The sequence below is a fragment of the Glycocaulis alkaliphilus genome (assembly GCF_004000605.1).
Lineage (GTDB): Bacteria > Pseudomonadota > Alphaproteobacteria > Caulobacterales > Maricaulaceae > Glycocaulis > Glycocaulis alkaliphilus.
The window spans coordinates 2,680,523-2,696,037 of the sequence record NZ_CP018911.1; the positions used below are offsets into that span (position 1 = coordinate 2,680,523).

15 protein-coding genes are annotated in these 15,515 nt (G+C 63.5%); 6 read left to right on the forward strand and 9 right to left on the reverse strand.

Annotated elements, in window-relative coordinates; all coding sequences use genetic code 11:
- The gene (locus X907_RS12760) at window positions 1–1,515 is read left to right on the forward strand and encodes a serine hydrolase domain-containing protein (RefSeq protein ID WP_127568596.1); all 1,515 of its coding nucleotides are present in this window, start codon (window positions 1–3) and stop codon (window positions 1,513–1,515) included.
- A 63-nt stretch (window positions 1,516–1,578) separates the two neighbouring features.
- Here the strand turns inward: X907_RS12760 and X907_RS12765 are convergent, their stop codons facing one another.
- On the reverse strand, window positions 1,579–3,807 hold the full coding sequence (locus tag X907_RS12765) for an acyl-CoA dehydrogenase (protein ID WP_127568598.1): 2,229 nt from the start codon (window positions 3,805–3,807) through the stop codon (window positions 1,579–1,581).
- Between the two features lie 127 nt (window positions 3,808–3,934).
- Here X907_RS12765 and X907_RS12770 point away from each other — a divergent pair, with 127 nt between their 5' ends.
- Window positions 3,935–5,269: a ferredoxin reductase family protein gene (locus tag X907_RS12770; RefSeq protein WP_127568600.1), complete on the forward strand. Its 1,335-nt coding sequence runs from the start codon at window positions 3,935–3,937 to the stop codon at window positions 5,267–5,269.
- A 99-nt stretch (window positions 5,270–5,368) separates the two neighbouring features.
- Here the strand turns inward: X907_RS12770 and X907_RS12775 are convergent, their stop codons facing one another.
- Genes X907_RS12775 through coxB form a run of 3 tightly spaced genes read right to left on the reverse strand, consistent with a single transcriptional unit; the run spans window position 5,369 to window position 8,882 of the window.
- On the reverse strand, window positions 5,369–5,728 hold the full coding sequence (locus X907_RS12775) for a hypothetical protein (protein WP_127568602.1): 360 nt from the start codon (window positions 5,726–5,728) through the stop codon (window positions 5,369–5,371).
- The gene (ctaD, locus tag X907_RS12780) at window positions 5,725–8,226 is read right to left on the reverse strand and encodes a cytochrome c oxidase subunit I (protein ID WP_127568604.1); all 2,502 of its coding nucleotides are present in this window, start codon (window positions 8,224–8,226) and stop codon (window positions 5,725–5,727) included. The genes X907_RS12775 and ctaD overlap by 4 nt, the downstream gene beginning before the upstream one ends.
- On the reverse strand, window positions 8,223–8,882 hold the full coding sequence (gene coxB, locus X907_RS12785) for a cytochrome c oxidase subunit II (protein ID WP_233352375.1): 660 nt from the start codon (window positions 8,880–8,882) through the stop codon (window positions 8,223–8,225). Before coxB ends, ctaD begins: the two co-directional genes overlap by 4 nt.
- A gap of 15 nt (window positions 8,883–8,897) precedes the next feature.
- Between coxB and X907_RS12790 the strand changes: the two genes are divergently transcribed.
- Window positions 8,898–9,461 (forward strand): DUF2231 domain-containing protein, encoded by a 564-nt coding sequence (locus tag X907_RS12790; RefSeq protein WP_127568608.1) that lies wholly within the window; start codon window positions 8,898–8,900, stop codon window positions 9,459–9,461.
- On the opposite strand, the gene X907_RS12795 is transcribed toward X907_RS12790, so the two are convergent.
- Both X907_RS12795 and X907_RS12800 read right to left on the reverse strand, forming a co-directional pair.
- On the reverse strand, window positions 9,383–9,910 hold the full coding sequence (locus X907_RS12795; protein WP_127568610.1) for a CopD family protein: 528 nt from the start codon (window positions 9,908–9,910) through the stop codon (window positions 9,383–9,385). The two genes, X907_RS12790 and X907_RS12795, sit on opposite strands and share 79 nt — an antisense overlap.
- Window positions 9,910–10,671 carry a cytochrome c oxidase assembly protein gene (locus X907_RS12800; RefSeq protein WP_233352377.1) on the reverse strand — a complete coding sequence of 254 codons (762 nt, stop codon included), beginning with the start codon at window positions 10,669–10,671 and terminating at the stop codon, window positions 9,910–9,912. The genes X907_RS12795 and X907_RS12800 overlap by 1 nt, the downstream gene beginning before the upstream one ends.
- A gap of 189 nt (window positions 10,672–10,860) precedes the next feature.
- Here X907_RS12800 and X907_RS12805 point away from each other — a divergent pair, with 189 nt between their 5' ends.
- From X907_RS12805 to X907_RS12815, 3 genes are all read left to right on the forward strand, one after another.
- The gene (locus tag X907_RS12805; RefSeq protein ID WP_127568612.1) at window positions 10,861–11,049 is read left to right on the forward strand and encodes a DUF3008 family protein; all 189 of its coding nucleotides are present in this window, start codon (window positions 10,861–10,863) and stop codon (window positions 11,047–11,049) included.
- A gap of 58 nt (window positions 11,050–11,107) precedes the next feature.
- On the forward strand, window positions 11,108–11,386 hold the full coding sequence (locus tag X907_RS12810; protein ID WP_127568614.1) for a hypothetical protein: 279 nt from the start codon (window positions 11,108–11,110) through the stop codon (window positions 11,384–11,386).
- Between the two features lie 68 nt (window positions 11,387–11,454).
- The gene (locus X907_RS12815) at window positions 11,455–12,468 is read left to right on the forward strand and encodes a GDP-mannose 4,6-dehydratase (RefSeq protein WP_127568616.1); all 1,014 of its coding nucleotides are present in this window, start codon (window positions 11,455–11,457) and stop codon (window positions 12,466–12,468) included.
- Between the two features lie 79 nt (window positions 12,469–12,547).
- On the opposite strand, the gene X907_RS12820 is transcribed toward X907_RS12815, so the two are convergent.
- From X907_RS12820 to X907_RS12830, 3 genes are read right to left on the reverse strand one after another with little or no spacing between them, the layout of a single operon-like run.
- Complete coding sequence (locus tag X907_RS12820; protein WP_127568618.1) at window positions 12,548–13,798, reverse strand: DsbA family protein; 1,251 nt, start codon at window positions 13,796–13,798, stop codon at window positions 12,548–12,550.
- The gene (locus tag X907_RS12825; protein WP_127568620.1) at window positions 13,795–14,457 is read right to left on the reverse strand and encodes a glutathione S-transferase family protein; all 663 of its coding nucleotides are present in this window, start codon (window positions 14,455–14,457) and stop codon (window positions 13,795–13,797) included. Before X907_RS12825 ends, X907_RS12820 begins: the two co-directional genes overlap by 4 nt.
- Before the next feature lie 3 nt (window positions 14,458–14,460).
- Window positions 14,461–15,498, reverse strand: coding sequence for a glutathione S-transferase N-terminal domain-containing protein (locus X907_RS12830; RefSeq protein WP_127568622.1), 1,038 nt, complete (start codon window positions 15,496–15,498; stop codon window positions 14,461–14,463).
- Window positions 15,499–15,515: the final 17 nt, after the last annotated feature.

Sequence of the window (15,515 nt, forward strand, 5' to 3'; positions counted from 1 at the left end):
ATGACCACAATCCGCACTCTGCTGATGGCCACATCGGCCGCCATTCTCGTCATCACACCGGCGGCGATGGCCCCGGCCATGGCCCAGCCAGCCGGGGCTGCGGCCAGCTTCAACGAGGAAGCGCTGGACACCCTGCCCGCCTTCATCGATGGCGTCATGGCCCAGCAGATTGCCTCTCGCGAGGTATCGGGCGCGCTCGTCACAGTGGTCCATCAGGGCGAAGTGTTGATGAGCCGCGGTTACGGGTTCGTTGATGTCGAGAACCGCATTCCGGTCGATGGCGAGAGCACGCTCTTCCGGCCCGGCTCCATCTCCAAAATGTTCACCTGGATCGCGCTGGCGCAGATGATCGAGCAGGGCCATGTCTCGCTGGACGACGATGTCAACGCGCATATCGATTTCGAGATCGAACCGTTTGACGGCCAGCCGATTACCGTGCGCGACCTGTTCCAGCACACGCCGGGCATGAGCGATGTCAGCGGGTTTACCACCACCAACCTGGAAGACCTGGTCGATCACGCGGAATGGACCCGCAACAATGTCCCGCAGCGTGTCGCCGCGCCGGGTGTTGAGGTGGCCTATTCAAACTGGGGCACGTCGCTGGCGGGCTATATCGTGGAGCAGGTGTCAGGCGAGCATTTCGCCGACTATGTCGAGAACCACATCTTCGCTCCGCTCGGCATGACCTCCTCGACTTTCCGCGAGCCTTTGCCTGATGCTCTGGCAGATCGCATCGCGCTTGGCCACGATCTTGAGAACGGCCGTTATACCGCCCGGTCATTTGATTATTATTCCATGGTGATGCCGGCCGGGTCGGCCACCGTCAGCGGGCCGGACATGGCGCGCTTCATGATCGCCATGCTGAATGATGGCGCGCTGGAGGGGACACGTATCCTCTCTGAAGAGCTGGTGGCATTGCTGGAAACCAATTCGATTGCCAACGCTCCACGCCTGCCGGGCATGGCGCATGGCTATCTGGTCTATCGCGAGGAGGGGCCGCGCCTGATCGGCCATGCCGGCGCAATGCGTGATTTCCGCTCCAACATGATCCTGTCGCCTGAAACCGGCACCGGCGTTTTCCTGTCCATCGTGGCGGCCCCTGCCGGACGCCCGGCGCAAGGTGAGTTGAGCGCTGCAATCACCGGACGGCTCTTCCCGCAAGCGCCTGCGCCGCGCTGGAGCGAGGCGGCAGAGGCGGAACAGTTTGAAGGGCGCTACCTCATCAACCGGCGCGACCATTCGGCCGAGCCGCATCCGCTGATGCATGCGGTGGTGCAAGCCGTTGGCCCCAACGCCATCACGATCACCTCGCTGGGCCAGACCCAGTATTTTGAACAGATTGAATCCGGCCTGTTCGAGCAGGTGACAGGCCTGCGCGAGGGCGGCCCGTTTGACCGGGTGGAATTTTATGGTGAGCCCGGCGCATGGCGGCTTTCTTTCGGCAGCCAGCCCTTCATGAACTGGCACTATGTCGGTGAGCTGGAAGATGACGGCGCCGAAGACGCGGACGGCTAGGCTTGGCGGCCATCGGAACCCGGAAACAAGGGCAGGGCGCAGACGCACCCTGCCCTTGTTCTGTTATGATTGCCGGTCTGCGCCGCTCGCCCCGGCAACGGCCTGCGCATCGAAATCATCGGTCAGCAACACCTCGCGGATCAGCGCGTTGGCGGCCTCGATCTCGCGGTATTCCGCCTTGGTCAGAACACCCTTGGACACCGCCTCATCCAGCTCTGTCTTTGCCTCTTTCAGCTTCTTCAGCAGCGCATCGCGCCGGATGATGGCAGCAAAGGCCCGCTCCAGCACGGCAAGCGGATCATCGCCCTCGCCAATATAGACGCCGCGTGCCAGCCGTTCACGGGGGCCGCCCGGCTCCAGGACACATTGCGCCGCCGCGTTCATCAGACGGTGCGAAGGCGGCTTTCTGTGCTGGCCCAGCGGACACAGGAACAGCCTCAGCAGGATGCGCCAGTGCAGGCCCGGAAATTCCCGGATCACGTCGCGCAGGCGCTGCTGGACACGATAGAGACCGTCTTCAAAGCAAAGGTCCAGCAAGGGCTTGTCAGCCGCCTGGCGTCCTTCTGCCTCGAACCGTTTCAGCACAGCCGACAGAAGGTAGACTTCCGAGAGTATGTCGCCGAGGCGGCCAGACAGCGCCTCCTTGCGTTTCAATGCGCCGCCCAGAACACCCAGAGCCATCTCGGAGATCACGGCAAGGCGCACCGAGGCATGAGTGAGCTGACGGTAATAGGGCGCAAGTTCGCCTGCGCCTTCGGGGGCATGCGCAAACCGGCCAAATGTCAGGCCGTGCGCGAAGGAGCGGGTGAAATTCCTGATGTCGTGCCAGATATGGGCAAACACCGCATGATCGAAGGCTTTCAGGCCCTCTTCCCTGTCAGGGTTACGCACCGCCTCCATCTCGGCGAGCAGATAGGGATGGCAGCGTATCGCGCCCTGCCCGAATATGATCAGGCTGCGCGTGAGGATATTGGCGCCTTCCACGGTAATCGCCACGGGGATGGCGTTATACGCCGTCGCCAGATAATTGCGCGGCCCCTCCATGACCAGCTTGCCGCCATGAACATCCATCGCGTCATTGACCGCCTGACGCAGGCGCTCGGTCGCATGATATTTCATGATCGCTGAGACGACGGCCGGCTTCTCACCCTTGTCAATTCCGGCAGCCGTCAGCTTGCGCGCAGCGTCGATCAGATAGGCAGAGGCGGCTATGCGCGCGAGCGGTTCACGCACGCCCTCGAAATTGCCGATTGAGAGACCGAACTGCTCGCGCACCCGGGCATAGGCGCCGCACGCCTGCGCAGACAGGGCGGCGGCAGCGCAGCTCATCGAGGGCAGGGAAATGCCCCGCCCGGCAGCCAGCGCGCCGGTCAGCATTCTCCAGCCTTTGCCGATATGATCGCGTCCGCCCAGCACCTGGTCCATCGGCACGAATACGTCCTTCCCGCGCACCGGCCCGTTCTGGAAGGCCAGTCCGGACGGGATGTGACGCCGCCCTGTGTCGAGTCCCGGCGTATCGGTCGGCACGAGCGCGACCGTAATGCCAAGCTCCTCCTCGCCGCCCAGCAAACCGTCCGGATCGCGCAGGCGGAAGGCAAGGCCCGCAATCGTCGCGACCGGAGCCAGCGTGATGTAGCGCTTGTCGCATGTGATCTCGATGCCAAGTACGCGTTTCCCGTCGATTTCGCGTTCAACCACCACGCCGGTATCGGTCATGGCACCGGCATCCGACCCGGCCTCGATGCCGGTCAGGGCAAAGCAGGGAATATCCTCTCCGCTGGCAAGGCGTGGCAGATAATGGGCCTTCTGCTCATCCGTCCCGTAGAGCATCAGCAATTCGCCCGGCCCCAGAGAGTTGGGCACCATCACCGTGACAGCCGCCGTGATGGAGCGCGTGGCAATGGTGCGCACCACCTCTGAATGGGCCAGCGCCGAGAAACCCTTGCCGCCATATTCGGTGGGAATGATCATCGCCAGGAAGCCCTCGCGGATCATCATGTCCCAGACAGGGCGGGGCAGGTCGTGCAGCTCGCTCTCGATCTGCCAGTCATCCAGCAGGGCGCATAATCGCTGAACGGGGCCGTCAATGAAGGCCTGCTCGGCCTCGGTGAGCTGTCCGGTCTCCAGCGTGCGCAAATAAGACCAGTCCGGCCTGCCGGACATGATCTGCGCGTCCCACCATACCGTACCGGCCTCGATAGCCTCTGCCTCGGTGGCCGACATTTCGGGCATGACGCCCTCATACCAGCGCATGAGAGGCTTGCTGATCAGGTTCCGGCGCCATTGGGACATGCGCAAACTCCATTTTTCGGGGCGTCTCAGGATTGTCTCATGCGCCTTCACGCCCGTCACCGGAGCGGTGCGCGCAAGGTGACGCCTTATCCTTGCAACGCGTTGAGGTCTCACGCGTTCCCAAGGGATGACGGTCAACCTGCCTCATCCCTCACTGCGGGCTATTGCCTGGATCGCCCTGGCGGCGCTGGCGCTGGCGCTGCCCTTTATCGTGCTGCTGACAGGCGAACGCGCCAGCGGCACCAGCTTCCTGTGGGATTTCTCCATGGGGCTGGGTTTTGGCGCACTGGCTGCGACAGGCCTGCAATTTGTGCTCACCGCCCGCTTCCAGCCAATCACCCGGCCCTATGGCATCGACATCGTCTATCTGTTCCACCGCTATTTCGCGATTGGCGCAGTGGCGCTGATGCTCGGCCATTTCGCCATACTCTATATCTGGTTTGAGGATGCGCTGGGTGATCTGAACCCGCTCACCGCCGAGTGGGAGCTGACCATGGGACGCATCGCGCTGGGCGCGTTCGTGCTGCTGGTCATTACCTCGGAATTCCGCAAGACGCTGCGCATCCCTTACGAGCTCTGGCGCTATGGCCATATCGCGCTGGCGATCATCGCGTTTGGCGCCGCCGTGACCCACATTATCGGCGTTGGCCATTTCACGGCGGAAGCCGACAAGCGCATCCTCTGGCTGGGTGTGGCGGTCAGCTGGACCGGCCTGATGGTGTGGACGCGGGCGATCCGCCCTTTGCGCCTGTTGCGCAATCCGTGGCGCATCGTGGAGAATATTCCGCGCGAGGGCGGGGTGCATTCCCTCGTGCTGGAGCCCATGGGCCGGGGCCTGAAGAACTGGAAGCCGGGCCAGTTTGTCTGGCTGACGCTCGGCGCATCTCCCTTCGCCCTGAAGGAGCACCCTTTCACCATCTCCACGCCGCCAGAGCACGGCCCGAAGGTTACACTCTCCATCAAGCCGCTCGGCGATTTCAGTGAATGGGCAGTTCATACGAAACCCGGAGCCAAAGCCTATCTCGACGGCCCCTATGGTGCGTTTTCTGTCGATAACGATCCCCACGCCAAAGGCTTCGTCATGATTGCCGGCGGGGTCGGCATCACGCCCATGATGAGCAATATCCACGCCCTGCAGGAGCGAGGTGATCCGCGCCCGGTCATCCTCATCTATGGCAACAAGGACTGGGAGAGCGCCCATTTCCGCCATGAGCTGGCGGAGCTGGAGGAGAAGCTGAACCTCAAAGTGGTCCACGTGCTGGAGAACCCGCCAGAGGGCTGGGAGGGTGAAACCGGCTTTATTGACCGCAAGGTGCTGGCAGATCATCTGCCCGAAGAGACGCGCCACTGGCCGCACTTCCTGTGCGGTCCCGGCCCGTTGACCGATGCGGCCAGGTCAGACCTCGTGGCGATGGGTGTGCCGCTGACGGCCATCGATTCTGAAATTTTCGATCTGGTTTAGGAGGCGTGCCATGAGACCCGTACTCGCCCTCACAATCGCCATCGCGCTGATTGCCTTCACACTGGCGCTGGCGGCCGGTTTTGCCTGGCTGGTGAACAGCTAGACGCACGTCTCCAGAACCAGCACTGGCGCGCCCGTCCACAGCGTGGAGATTACGGCCGCTATCGTCACGATCGCCGCCACCCGGCGCATGGTATCAGCAGACGCGCCCTCCCAGCGCCGGGCGATCCGGTTCAGCGGAAACCACAGCATGGCGCCCAGCGCGACATGGCCAAGATAGGCGACAAGCAGGAGGATGCGGTTCGCCGACAGCCCGGCGACTCCTGTCTCCTCCCACCCGGCCCGGCAGCCGGCCGCATGCAGCCCGTAGAGCACCGAAAAGCCTGCGGCCCACACGGTGAAGCCCGCGACCAGCCAGATGAGGTCCGGCCCGCGTACGCGGCGTAGCGCTCCGCTCATCCCATACCTCCCGGCGCCAGAATGATGAGAGCCAGCGCGCCGAGCCCCGTAATGGCGGTATAGAGCTGCCAGATGGCGGCGCCGCGCATATCGGCTGAGCGCATGGCCGAGACGAAGCCGAACCGGCATCGCGCCAGCGCATAGGCCGCGAACAATATCCCCAAAAGCGCGTGCAGCATGACGTAGCCGATGACCGCCATGGTCACCGCCGCATAGGCATGGCTCTCCGGTGCGGGAGCCTCGAAAACCGCCAGCGCGCTGAGGGCTACAAGCGCGACAAGGCTCGCGATGAGCGACCCGGCCAGATGGATCAGACGCGCACCCGCCCTGCCCGCCTGATTGGCCCGTCTGGCAGTGAAAGCAAACCCCGAGGCGGCTGTGAGCCCGATAGCGATGGCGGCTACCAGTGCCGGGCTTGCGCCCAGAAATTCCGGCGGCGGCCAGTCCGGCGCGGTCGTCCACAAGAAGAGATAGCCAAACACCAGCGAGCCGAAGAAGGCGCCATTGGCGGCAAGGAAATATTTCAGGCCCAGCAGGGTCGGCACCGAGCTGACGACATAATGCACGGGCAGGCTGAGGCCATGCCCGGCATCGATGGGTTCAGGATCAGACTTCGCGCCCAGCGACCACAGCCAGCGCCATCCAAACACGGCGGCAAGCACCACACCCACCAGCGAGAACCAGTAGGCGCTGAACAGGAAAGACACGAAGAACACGGCCAGACCTGAAGCCATGAAGAAGGGCGTGTAGTCATTTTTTGGCAGGACGAGCACATGCTCCGGTTCACCGGTCGCCATATCGACGCACAGCGTCTCCATCTCGCCTCGGGGTGCGCCGGGCAGATAGCCTTTCCCGGCGGCAATATCGGCGCCCAATCGCGCATTGTCTTCCAGCGGGTCACGGCCCGTCACCAGCGGCAGGGAGGCGAAATTATAGCTTGGCGCAGGCGTGGGCATCGCCCAGTCCAGCCCCGTCCCGCCCCACGGGTTGCGGCGGAAACGCCGCCCGAAGCGGGTCTGCAGCACGATGTCGACCACAAAGAGCGCAAAGCCCGCCGTCATCACGAACCCGCCAATGGAGGAGATGAGATTGGGCAGATCCCAGCCCAGCCCCCCTTCATAGGTGAAGACGCGGCGCGGCATGCCCATCAGCCCGGTAAAGTGCATGATGAGGAAGGTGCCGTGGAAGCCGAGGAAGATCAGCCAGAAGGCGGCTTTCGACACCTGGAAGACAGGCAGACGCCCGGTCATCAGCGGCAGCCAGTAATAGGCGGCCGCCAGCATCGGGAACACGAACCCGCCAATCAAAACGTAATGCAGATGGGCAACCACGAAATGCGTGTCATGGGCCTGCCAGTTGAACGGTACGAGAGCCAGCATCACGCCGGTCAGCCCGCCGAGGATGAAGACCGAAAAGAACCCCATCAGATAGAGCATGGGCAGGGTCATTTGCGGGCGGCCGCGCATCAGGGTCGCGATCCACGCAAAGACCTGCACCGCCGTCGGCACCGCCACCAGCATGGAGGCTGCCGAGAAGAAGGCGAGTGCCAGATGGGGTATCCCCACGGTGAACATGTGGTGGACCCATAGCCCGAAGCTTAAGAATGCCAGCGCGATGATGGCCGCCACGATCCACGCATAGCCGACGATTTTCGTACGCGCGAAAACGGGAATGAGGGTGGAGACTGCCCCGGCGGCCGGCAGGAAGATGATATAGACCTCAGGGTGACCGAACAGCCAGAAAAGGTGCTGCCACAGAAGGGGCGCGCCGCCCCGCTCTGCATCGAAGAAGGGCCAGTTGAAGGCGCGCTCTATCTCCAGAAGCACGCTGCCGAGGATGAGCGGCGGGAAGGCGATGAGCATCATCGCCGCCGTCACCAGCAGATACCAGGCCATGAGCGGCATGCGCGAGAGCGCCATGCCTGCGGTACGTACCTTCAGGATCGTGACCACGATTTCCACCGCCGCGCAGATCGCCGAAATCTCGACGAAGGTCACGCCCAATAGCCAGACATCGGCATTGATACCCGGCGTGTAGGTAGCAGAGGCCAGCGGGGTGTACATGAACCAGCCGCTATCAGGCGCAACGCCCATGACCATGGCGACAAGAATGATCGTTCCGCCAAACAGATAGCACCAGTATCCGAAGGCCGAGAGGCGTGGATAGGCGAGATCGCGCGCGCCAAGGATTTTCGGCAGGAGATAGAGCGCCACCCCCTCGATGAGGGGAATGGCGAACAGGAACATCATCACCGTGCCGTGCATGGTGAAAATCTGGTTGTAGGCATCAGCCCCCAGGAAGGGGTTTTCGGGCCGGGCGAGCTGGGCGCGGATCAGCATGGCCAGAAGCCCGCCAATAGCGAAATAGATGAAGGCCGTGATGATGAAGCGACGGCCTACGACGGTGTGATTGACCGCCGACAGCGCGGCGATCCCCTTCGGTGCGCGCCATATGGCATCAAGGGCCCGGTGCAGGCCGACAGGTGTGTTTGCGCTCATGGCTGGCCCTGCCCCGCGAGTTCTGCCGTCAGTGCTGCCTCAAACTCGTCAGCCGCATGCGCGACGATCTGGAAGCGCATGGTGGCATGCTCCAGCCCGCAGAACTCCGCGCACATGCCCTCATAGACACCCGGCTCGGAGGCGAGAATCCGCAGTGTATTGGTCGTGCCGGGTATCGCGTCGATCTTGCCGGCAAGGCGCGGCACCCAGAAGGCGTGAATGACATCGAGCGAGGTGATGGCGACATCGACCGGCTCACCGGCCGGTATGTGCAGCACTTCTGCCGTCATACCCTCCCGGTCCGGGTAGCGGAAATTCCAGCCCCACTGGAAGGCTTCGGCCTCCACCGTGTAGACTTGCGCCCCGCGCCCTGCCAGCATGGACTGGCCGGCAGGCAGTCCCCAGGCCAGAAGCGCAGCCAGCACCACCAGCGGAAAACCGAGCCCCCCGGCCCACAGCCACAGCTTTTCGGGAACCTCGCGCGGCTGATGCCGTTTGAAGAAGGGCCACAGTATCAGGCCCATCATAAGGGCAAGGATCAGCAATGATCCTGCCATCATCACCCACCACACGCCTGCAATGGACTGCGCGGCGGGCCCGGCGGGATCGAGCGTAGACAGAGCGCCTTCGCACCCGATGAGCGCAGGGGCCAGCAAGAGGGGAAATACGCCATGGCGAGCACGGACACACGCAAGGACGAGGTGTTTCACAATCCCTCTGCCGCCGATCCGGCCTATCACGACCTCGACAGCCGTATCGCGCTGGCCGGCCATCCCATCCACGCCATGCTGGTCGCCTTCCCTATTGCCGGCAGTTTCGCGCTCGCCTTCTGCGATGTCGCATTCTGGTGGACAGGTGATCTGTTCTGGGCGCGTGCCGCCCTCTGGGCCAGCGGGGGCGGCTTTGCCATGGGCTGCCTCGCCGCGCTGGCCGGAGCCGCCGAGCTGCTGCTGGTGCCGGGCGTGCGCCGACGCGCCGCGGCCTGGAGCCATGCCGTTGCCGCCATGGTGCTGCTGGGCGTGATGGCCGCCAGCTGGTCGCTGCGCCTGCAACAGGGCGCAGACGCCATCCTGCCCTGGGGGCTGATGCTCAGCTGGCTGGCTCTGGGTCTGGTCGCGATTGCCGGATGGCATGGCGGCAAGCTGGTGTTTGAGCATCAGGTCGGTGTCTCCCTGCCAGAGGAAGAGGATCCGGCGCTGGGTCCCTCGGACACGAGCGGTAACTCCTCGCCCTGACCCTCCAGCAGCCAGCCGGGCATCCAGCTTTCAGGGATGGAGGGACGGCCGAGCACCAGCGTCAGTACCGCCAGAATGGTCACGACCGCGCCGGCCACAAGCGCAGCGCGCTTCCAGCGCGTAGGGCGGGCATCGGGCGATTCCAGCTGGTCGAGCACGCGGCCGATCAGCATGTGGACACCGACCATGCCGGCGACGGCAACCAGTTTGAGAAACAGCCAGTCATCAGCGACAACGAAAAAGATCAGACCCGTTCCCGTCGCAATGGCCAGAACCGCCGCTGGCGACACCAGCGCATCATAGGCAAAGCGGGAGAAATGATGCAGGCGCACGACCGCAGCCCGGCTGGCCATCTCGTCATCGCGGCGCAGAAGCGCTGGCAGCGCCACCAGTCCGCCAGCCCATATGGCGATGGCGATGATGTGGACGGACTTGAGCGCTATCAGCATCACCGCGCCGCCGTCTCCCCGCTACGCGAGAGCGCCGCCGCCACCGCCAGCCCCAGCGCGATCAGATAGGGCAATACGCCCGGCACCCACATGATGAGGCCGGCCAGTTGCTGGTCTTCGAGCGCAGTGATGCCCCACGCCGCCGTTGTCACGGCGTGCGGCGCGTAAAGCGGATCAGGAGCAAAGGCGATCAGCGCGCCGAGCAGCCCCATCTGGGCGGCAAACCCGGCCAGCGTACCGGCTGTCGCGACAATATCGTTCCAGCGCGCCATGAGTGCGCTCCAGAACCAGACGGCGCTGCCCAGCAGGCTCAGCTGCATCAGCCAGTATATGCCGTCATGGCCAAGCGCCGCCGCATAGGGCGCAGGCGCGTGCCAGAACCAGAAGAGCACTGCGTGTACGATGGCGGCGGGGCCGAGCCATCCCGAAAACCGCCGGGCACCCAGGCCATAAGCCAGCAGCGGCGCCAGCACCGCAACCAGAATGAGATGGTTCACCGCCCGCATGGAAAACAACGCCACGCTCATCGCGCAGAGCGGGGTCACGAACAGGGCGAAGGCTATGAGCCACGCGCCAGGAAGCGCCGGATTGCGCTTTCCGGCCTGTGCCCCGCGCCGCACGGCCAGCGCGCCGCCTGCGACAGCCAGGACAATCAGGGCCGCAATCAACCACGGATCAGTATTCCATGCCGACCAGAGGCCGTCCGGCCGGGCGGGCGGACCGCAATAGGCTGCTGACTGACCGCTCACCATGAGGGTCATACTGGCGTCTTTACTGAACGTGGGGATAGGAGCATCCCGCCCTCCTGCCCGGTTTGCGTACACTCAGATCAACCCGCGCCGCGCCCGATGGTTCCGCCAGGCATACGTGTTTCACGGAACGAATACCGTCCAGACCTGTTTTCCCGGTATTCGCCCAGTTCTGACGCACGCTGACAGGAGGGATGACCCATGCCCGCAAAATCCAAGGCTCAGCAGAAAGCCGCTGGCGCCGCTCTGGCTGCCCGGCGCGGTGAGACGAGCAAGAGCAAGCTGAAAGGCGCCTCAAAGGAAATGGCCGAGACGATGAGCGAGGAGGCGCTGGAAGAACTGGCCTCAACGCCGCGCAAGGGCAAGCCTGAAAAGGTGGAGCAATCCTGACGGGATCGCGCCCCCGCTTTGATCGTACCGGCATGCCTGACAAGGCGACGGAGTTAAAATGTCCATTTTTATCAAGATACTCGGCGTTCTGGCTGTTATTGTTGGCCTCGCCCTGTCCTGGTCGCCAATCCCGCTGGGCATTTTCCTTATCCCCATCGGGCTGGCGATGATCGTGGCCACATCGCAGACCGCGCGCGACTGGCTGCAGCGCCGCCGGGAAAACAACCCAAAATTTGATCGCTGGATGAAGAAGATGGAGGACAAGGTGCCTGAACGCTTTTCCAAACCCCTCCGTCGTACGGATGCAGATAGTGACACCGGCAATGACAAGGGCTGAGCGCTTTACCTCCCGCACTCTACCGCGCATAAGGTCGGGCAGGATTTTGCGGGAGACCTGCCCTCACCATGAAGCGCGTTCTCATCACCGGTACAGCGGGCTTTATCGGCTTTCATCTAGCGCGCCTGCTGCTGGACGAAGGCCATCAGGTTCACGGCTATGACGCTCTGACCGATTATTACGATGTCACCCTGAAACAGGCCCGCCACCGTATTCTGGAAGGCATGCCGGGCTTCAGCAAAACCGAAGCCCTGCTGGAGGATGCCGAAACACTGTTTCAGGCCGCGCGCGGCTTTGCCCCGGACGTGATCGTCCACCTCGCCGCGCAGGCGGGCGTTCGCTACAGCCTTGAAAATCCGCGTGCCTATATCGAGGCCAATATTGTCGGCACGTTCAACGTGATGGAGATCGCGCGCGAGCTGAAAGTCTCCCACCTTCTCATGGCCTCCACCTCCTCGGCCTATGGCGCGAACGAGGCAATGCCATTCAAGGAAACCGACAAGGCCGACACGCCGCTGACCATGTATGCGGCAACGAAAAAGGCCAATGAGGTGATGGGCCATTCCTACGCCCATCTGTGGGATCTGCCGACCACCATGTTCCGCTTCTTCACGGTCTATGGCCCGTGGATGCGTCCTGACCTGGCCCCGTTCAAGTTTGCCGATGCCATCCTCGCGGGCCGGCCAATCGACATCTATAATCATGGCGAGATGTACCGGGATTTCACCTATGTGGAGGATCTGGTGCGCGGCATACGCCTGCTTATGGACGCGGTGCCGGTGCGCCCGGCCAGCAGTGCAGACATCGCACCGGGCGACTCTCTAAGCCCCGCCGCACCTTTCCGCATCGTCAATATCGGCAACTCCACCAAGGTGAAGCTGGCGGACTTTGTTGATATTATCGAGGCAGAGCTCGGGGTGAAGGCGATCCGCAATTACATGGATATGCAGCCCGGCGATGTACCGGCCACCTGGGCTGATGCCAGCCTGTTGCAGAGCCTGACCGGCTATCGCCCGCAGACCGAGTTCCGCGACGGCATAGCCAAATTCGTCAGCTGGTTCCGCGAGTACTACCAGCGTTAGAGCGCAATCCGAAAAGTGGGAACCGGTTTTCTGAAAAATTGCGCGTAAAAACAAAATTTGGAGTGTCTATCTGATCCGCTCAGTTCGAATAGCCTGCCAGAGCGAACAAATCCTCTTCCACCGCCCAGAGCCGGTCCTGACCCCAATGGGCGGGAAGATTGTTCACGCGGAAGCTGGGCACGCCCCACAGGCCCGCCTCCAGCATGGCGGCGCGATTGGCTTCAGCCTTCTCCCGCCAGCTTTCATCGGCAAGAGCTGCATGCATGGCCGCAGCCGGGATGCCTGCGCGCCGGGAAAGCATTTCAAGCCCCTGATCGCTGCCGGCATCAATGCCTTCTGCAAACACGCCGCGCAGGAAGGAATAGAGGAAGTCTGCCCCCTTGCCCTGATCCATGGCGGCAAACAGCACGGCAAGCCCGCGCTCGACCGGCGCACCCACCGGGTCTGACACCTTGCCGAAAGGCAGGCCGAGGCGCTCCGCCTCCCGCTTGGTATCGCGCATGATGTAGAGACGCTTTGCCAGTGGCACGGGCAGACCGCGCATCACCATGGGCAGGACCGGGCGCAGGCGCAGCTCTGCGCCGCTCGCCTCGCTCAGCGCTCTCAGGCGCGGTATCGCAATATAGGTGTAGGGACTGCGCAGGGACACGAACGCCTCGATCACCGTCCCGGCAGGCGCTTTTCGGGCCTCCAGATCCACCTCGCGCCGCTCGGAGAAACGCACCCCGCCGGGACGGATGCGCACAAGCCGGTCTTCGAGATAGGCCAAGCGGTCGAGCCCCCAATACCACTCACCCTCAAACTGGAACATGCCGCCGAGATAATGCCCGCGCCGCGCCCTTGCCCCGCGCGCCAATGCCGCGCGCGCATCGCTATCAGACAGTGGAATGGCGGACGCCTTTCCCGTTTTGAAGGCACGCTCAATGGCGCTGGAAATGGCGGAGAATACGGTCGCGTCACGGATCCCCGCCAGCGCCGCCTGCGCGCGCGTCATCAGCTCTGGCGATGGCGCCGAGGTGAAACTTGTCTCCATCCCCAGCCCGTCTGCAAGGGTCGCCGCATCGCGCAGCGACCAGAGCCTCAGACGTTGCGCATCGGGCGCAGCAGCCGCGTCTGGCGGCGGCACGATATAGGGGATCACTCTTGCGCCCCAGACGGCCTCCAGATGTGGCAGGGCGCGCGCGGCCAGCGCCGAGTAGGGATCGTCCACCTGATGGAAATAACGCACGACAGGCCGCGAGAGATTGAGCCGCCGCCGCACCGCGGCCAGGCCGCGCCGGGCTGAGCGCAGTGTGGAGCTGGTCACGATCTGCGGGACGAGTGTCTTCACGGGCGCACCAGCTCCTGCCCGGCCTTTTGCAGCTTGGAGAGGTCTGGCAAAGGCGGGATGGAAAGGCCTTTCAGAACCGCCGGGCGCTGTTCCAGCCGCGCCTTCCAGTCCAGCAGATGGTCAAACCCGTCCAGTGGCACACCGGCCCAGAAATGCCCAAACACCCAAGGGAAGCAGGCAATGTCGGCGATGGAGTATTCATCGCCCGCCAGATAGGGCGCCTCACCAAGGCGCGTATTCATCACCTCGTAATGGCGGCGCGTCTCGCCCTGATAGCGTTCAATGGCGAGCGGAATTTTCTCCGGCAGATAGCGGAAGAAGACATTGGCCTGACCCTGCATCGGCCCCAGCCCGCCCACCTGCCAGAACAGCCACTGGATGGCACGCGAGCGGCCTTCGGCGTCCTGAGGCAGGAGTTTGCCGGTCTTTTCGGCCAGATGCATCAGGATCGCCCCGGACTCGAATATCGCCCGCCCGCCCTCGTCGTGGTCGACCAGCGCAGGGATGCGGCCATTGGGATTGATCTTGAGGTACTCCGGCGCTTTCTGCTCGCCCTTTAGAAGCTGGAGGACATGCAGCTGATAGGGCAGGCCCAGCTCCTCCAGCGCTATGGATATCTTCCAGCCATTGGGCGTCGGCGCGGTGAAGAGCTCCAGCATGGCCTAATCCTCATACGCGGCCAGAAGGCCATGATCGCCCAGCAGTTCACGCACGTGTCCGCGATCCGTTTCGGGAAGGGCATCAATCGCGGCTTTGGTGGCAAGGCGGGTGTCTTCCACGGGTTTGCGGGTCATCATCCGCACCTCCTGCCCGCTGGAGATCGTGAAGTACGAGGACTTCTCACCGGCCTTCAGCGCCGCCCGGTTAGCGATCATGTAGGGCACGAAACCGCCCGCCATCAGCGTGAAGAGACCGGACATGCCATCTGGCAGCGCATCACCGGCCAGCCAGTCCTCCCCCTCATCACGCCGCTCCCAAGCACGGTCTGTCCAGTCCAGCATGGCAGGAGCCGCGTTAGCCACGAAATTGCGCGCGTAATCATCAGCGGCAAAGTGCGCCTTCATCGCGCCCAGCAGGCCCAGATCAGCCATGGAGAGGCGCTGGCCAAACAGGCCGCCATCCTTGCCAAGAAGCCCTGCACATTGCTGCAGGAAGCTCGCAAACTCGGCGCGCAGATCCTCCTGATATTCCGGCCCTGCCCCCATGACCGTCATCGCCTTGCGCCCCCAGGGCTGGATGAAGGCGGCGGTCGCGGCGACCTGCTCTTCCTCCTGCGCCGTCAGCGGGCGCTCATGCGTGCCGCCGCCCATATCCATGGCGATCTTGCGCGCGCAGATGGCGCCATCCTCATCATCGATCCAGCGCAAATGCAGCGCGGCACGCGTGAACCATTCATCGATCCAGTCATCCATCAGGCGGCAGGCGATATGCTGCACCGGGCTTGCCGGGATGACCGGATGGGCGGGAAAGCGCGCCTGCAGCAGCTCGATAATGTAGGTGGAATCGTGGATCACCCACCCTTCAGGCGTTTCCACCACCGGGATCAGATGCGTGCCTGAACGCGCTTCCAGCCGGGCACTCACATCCGGCGATTTCGGCCGCGCTGCATGCGGGATGCGCATATAGCGCAGCGCCGCTTCCACCTTGCGGGTGAAGTAGGACGGGTCGGCTCCGTAGACGATATACTCACCCGGCATCATGGCATGTCTCTCCCTGA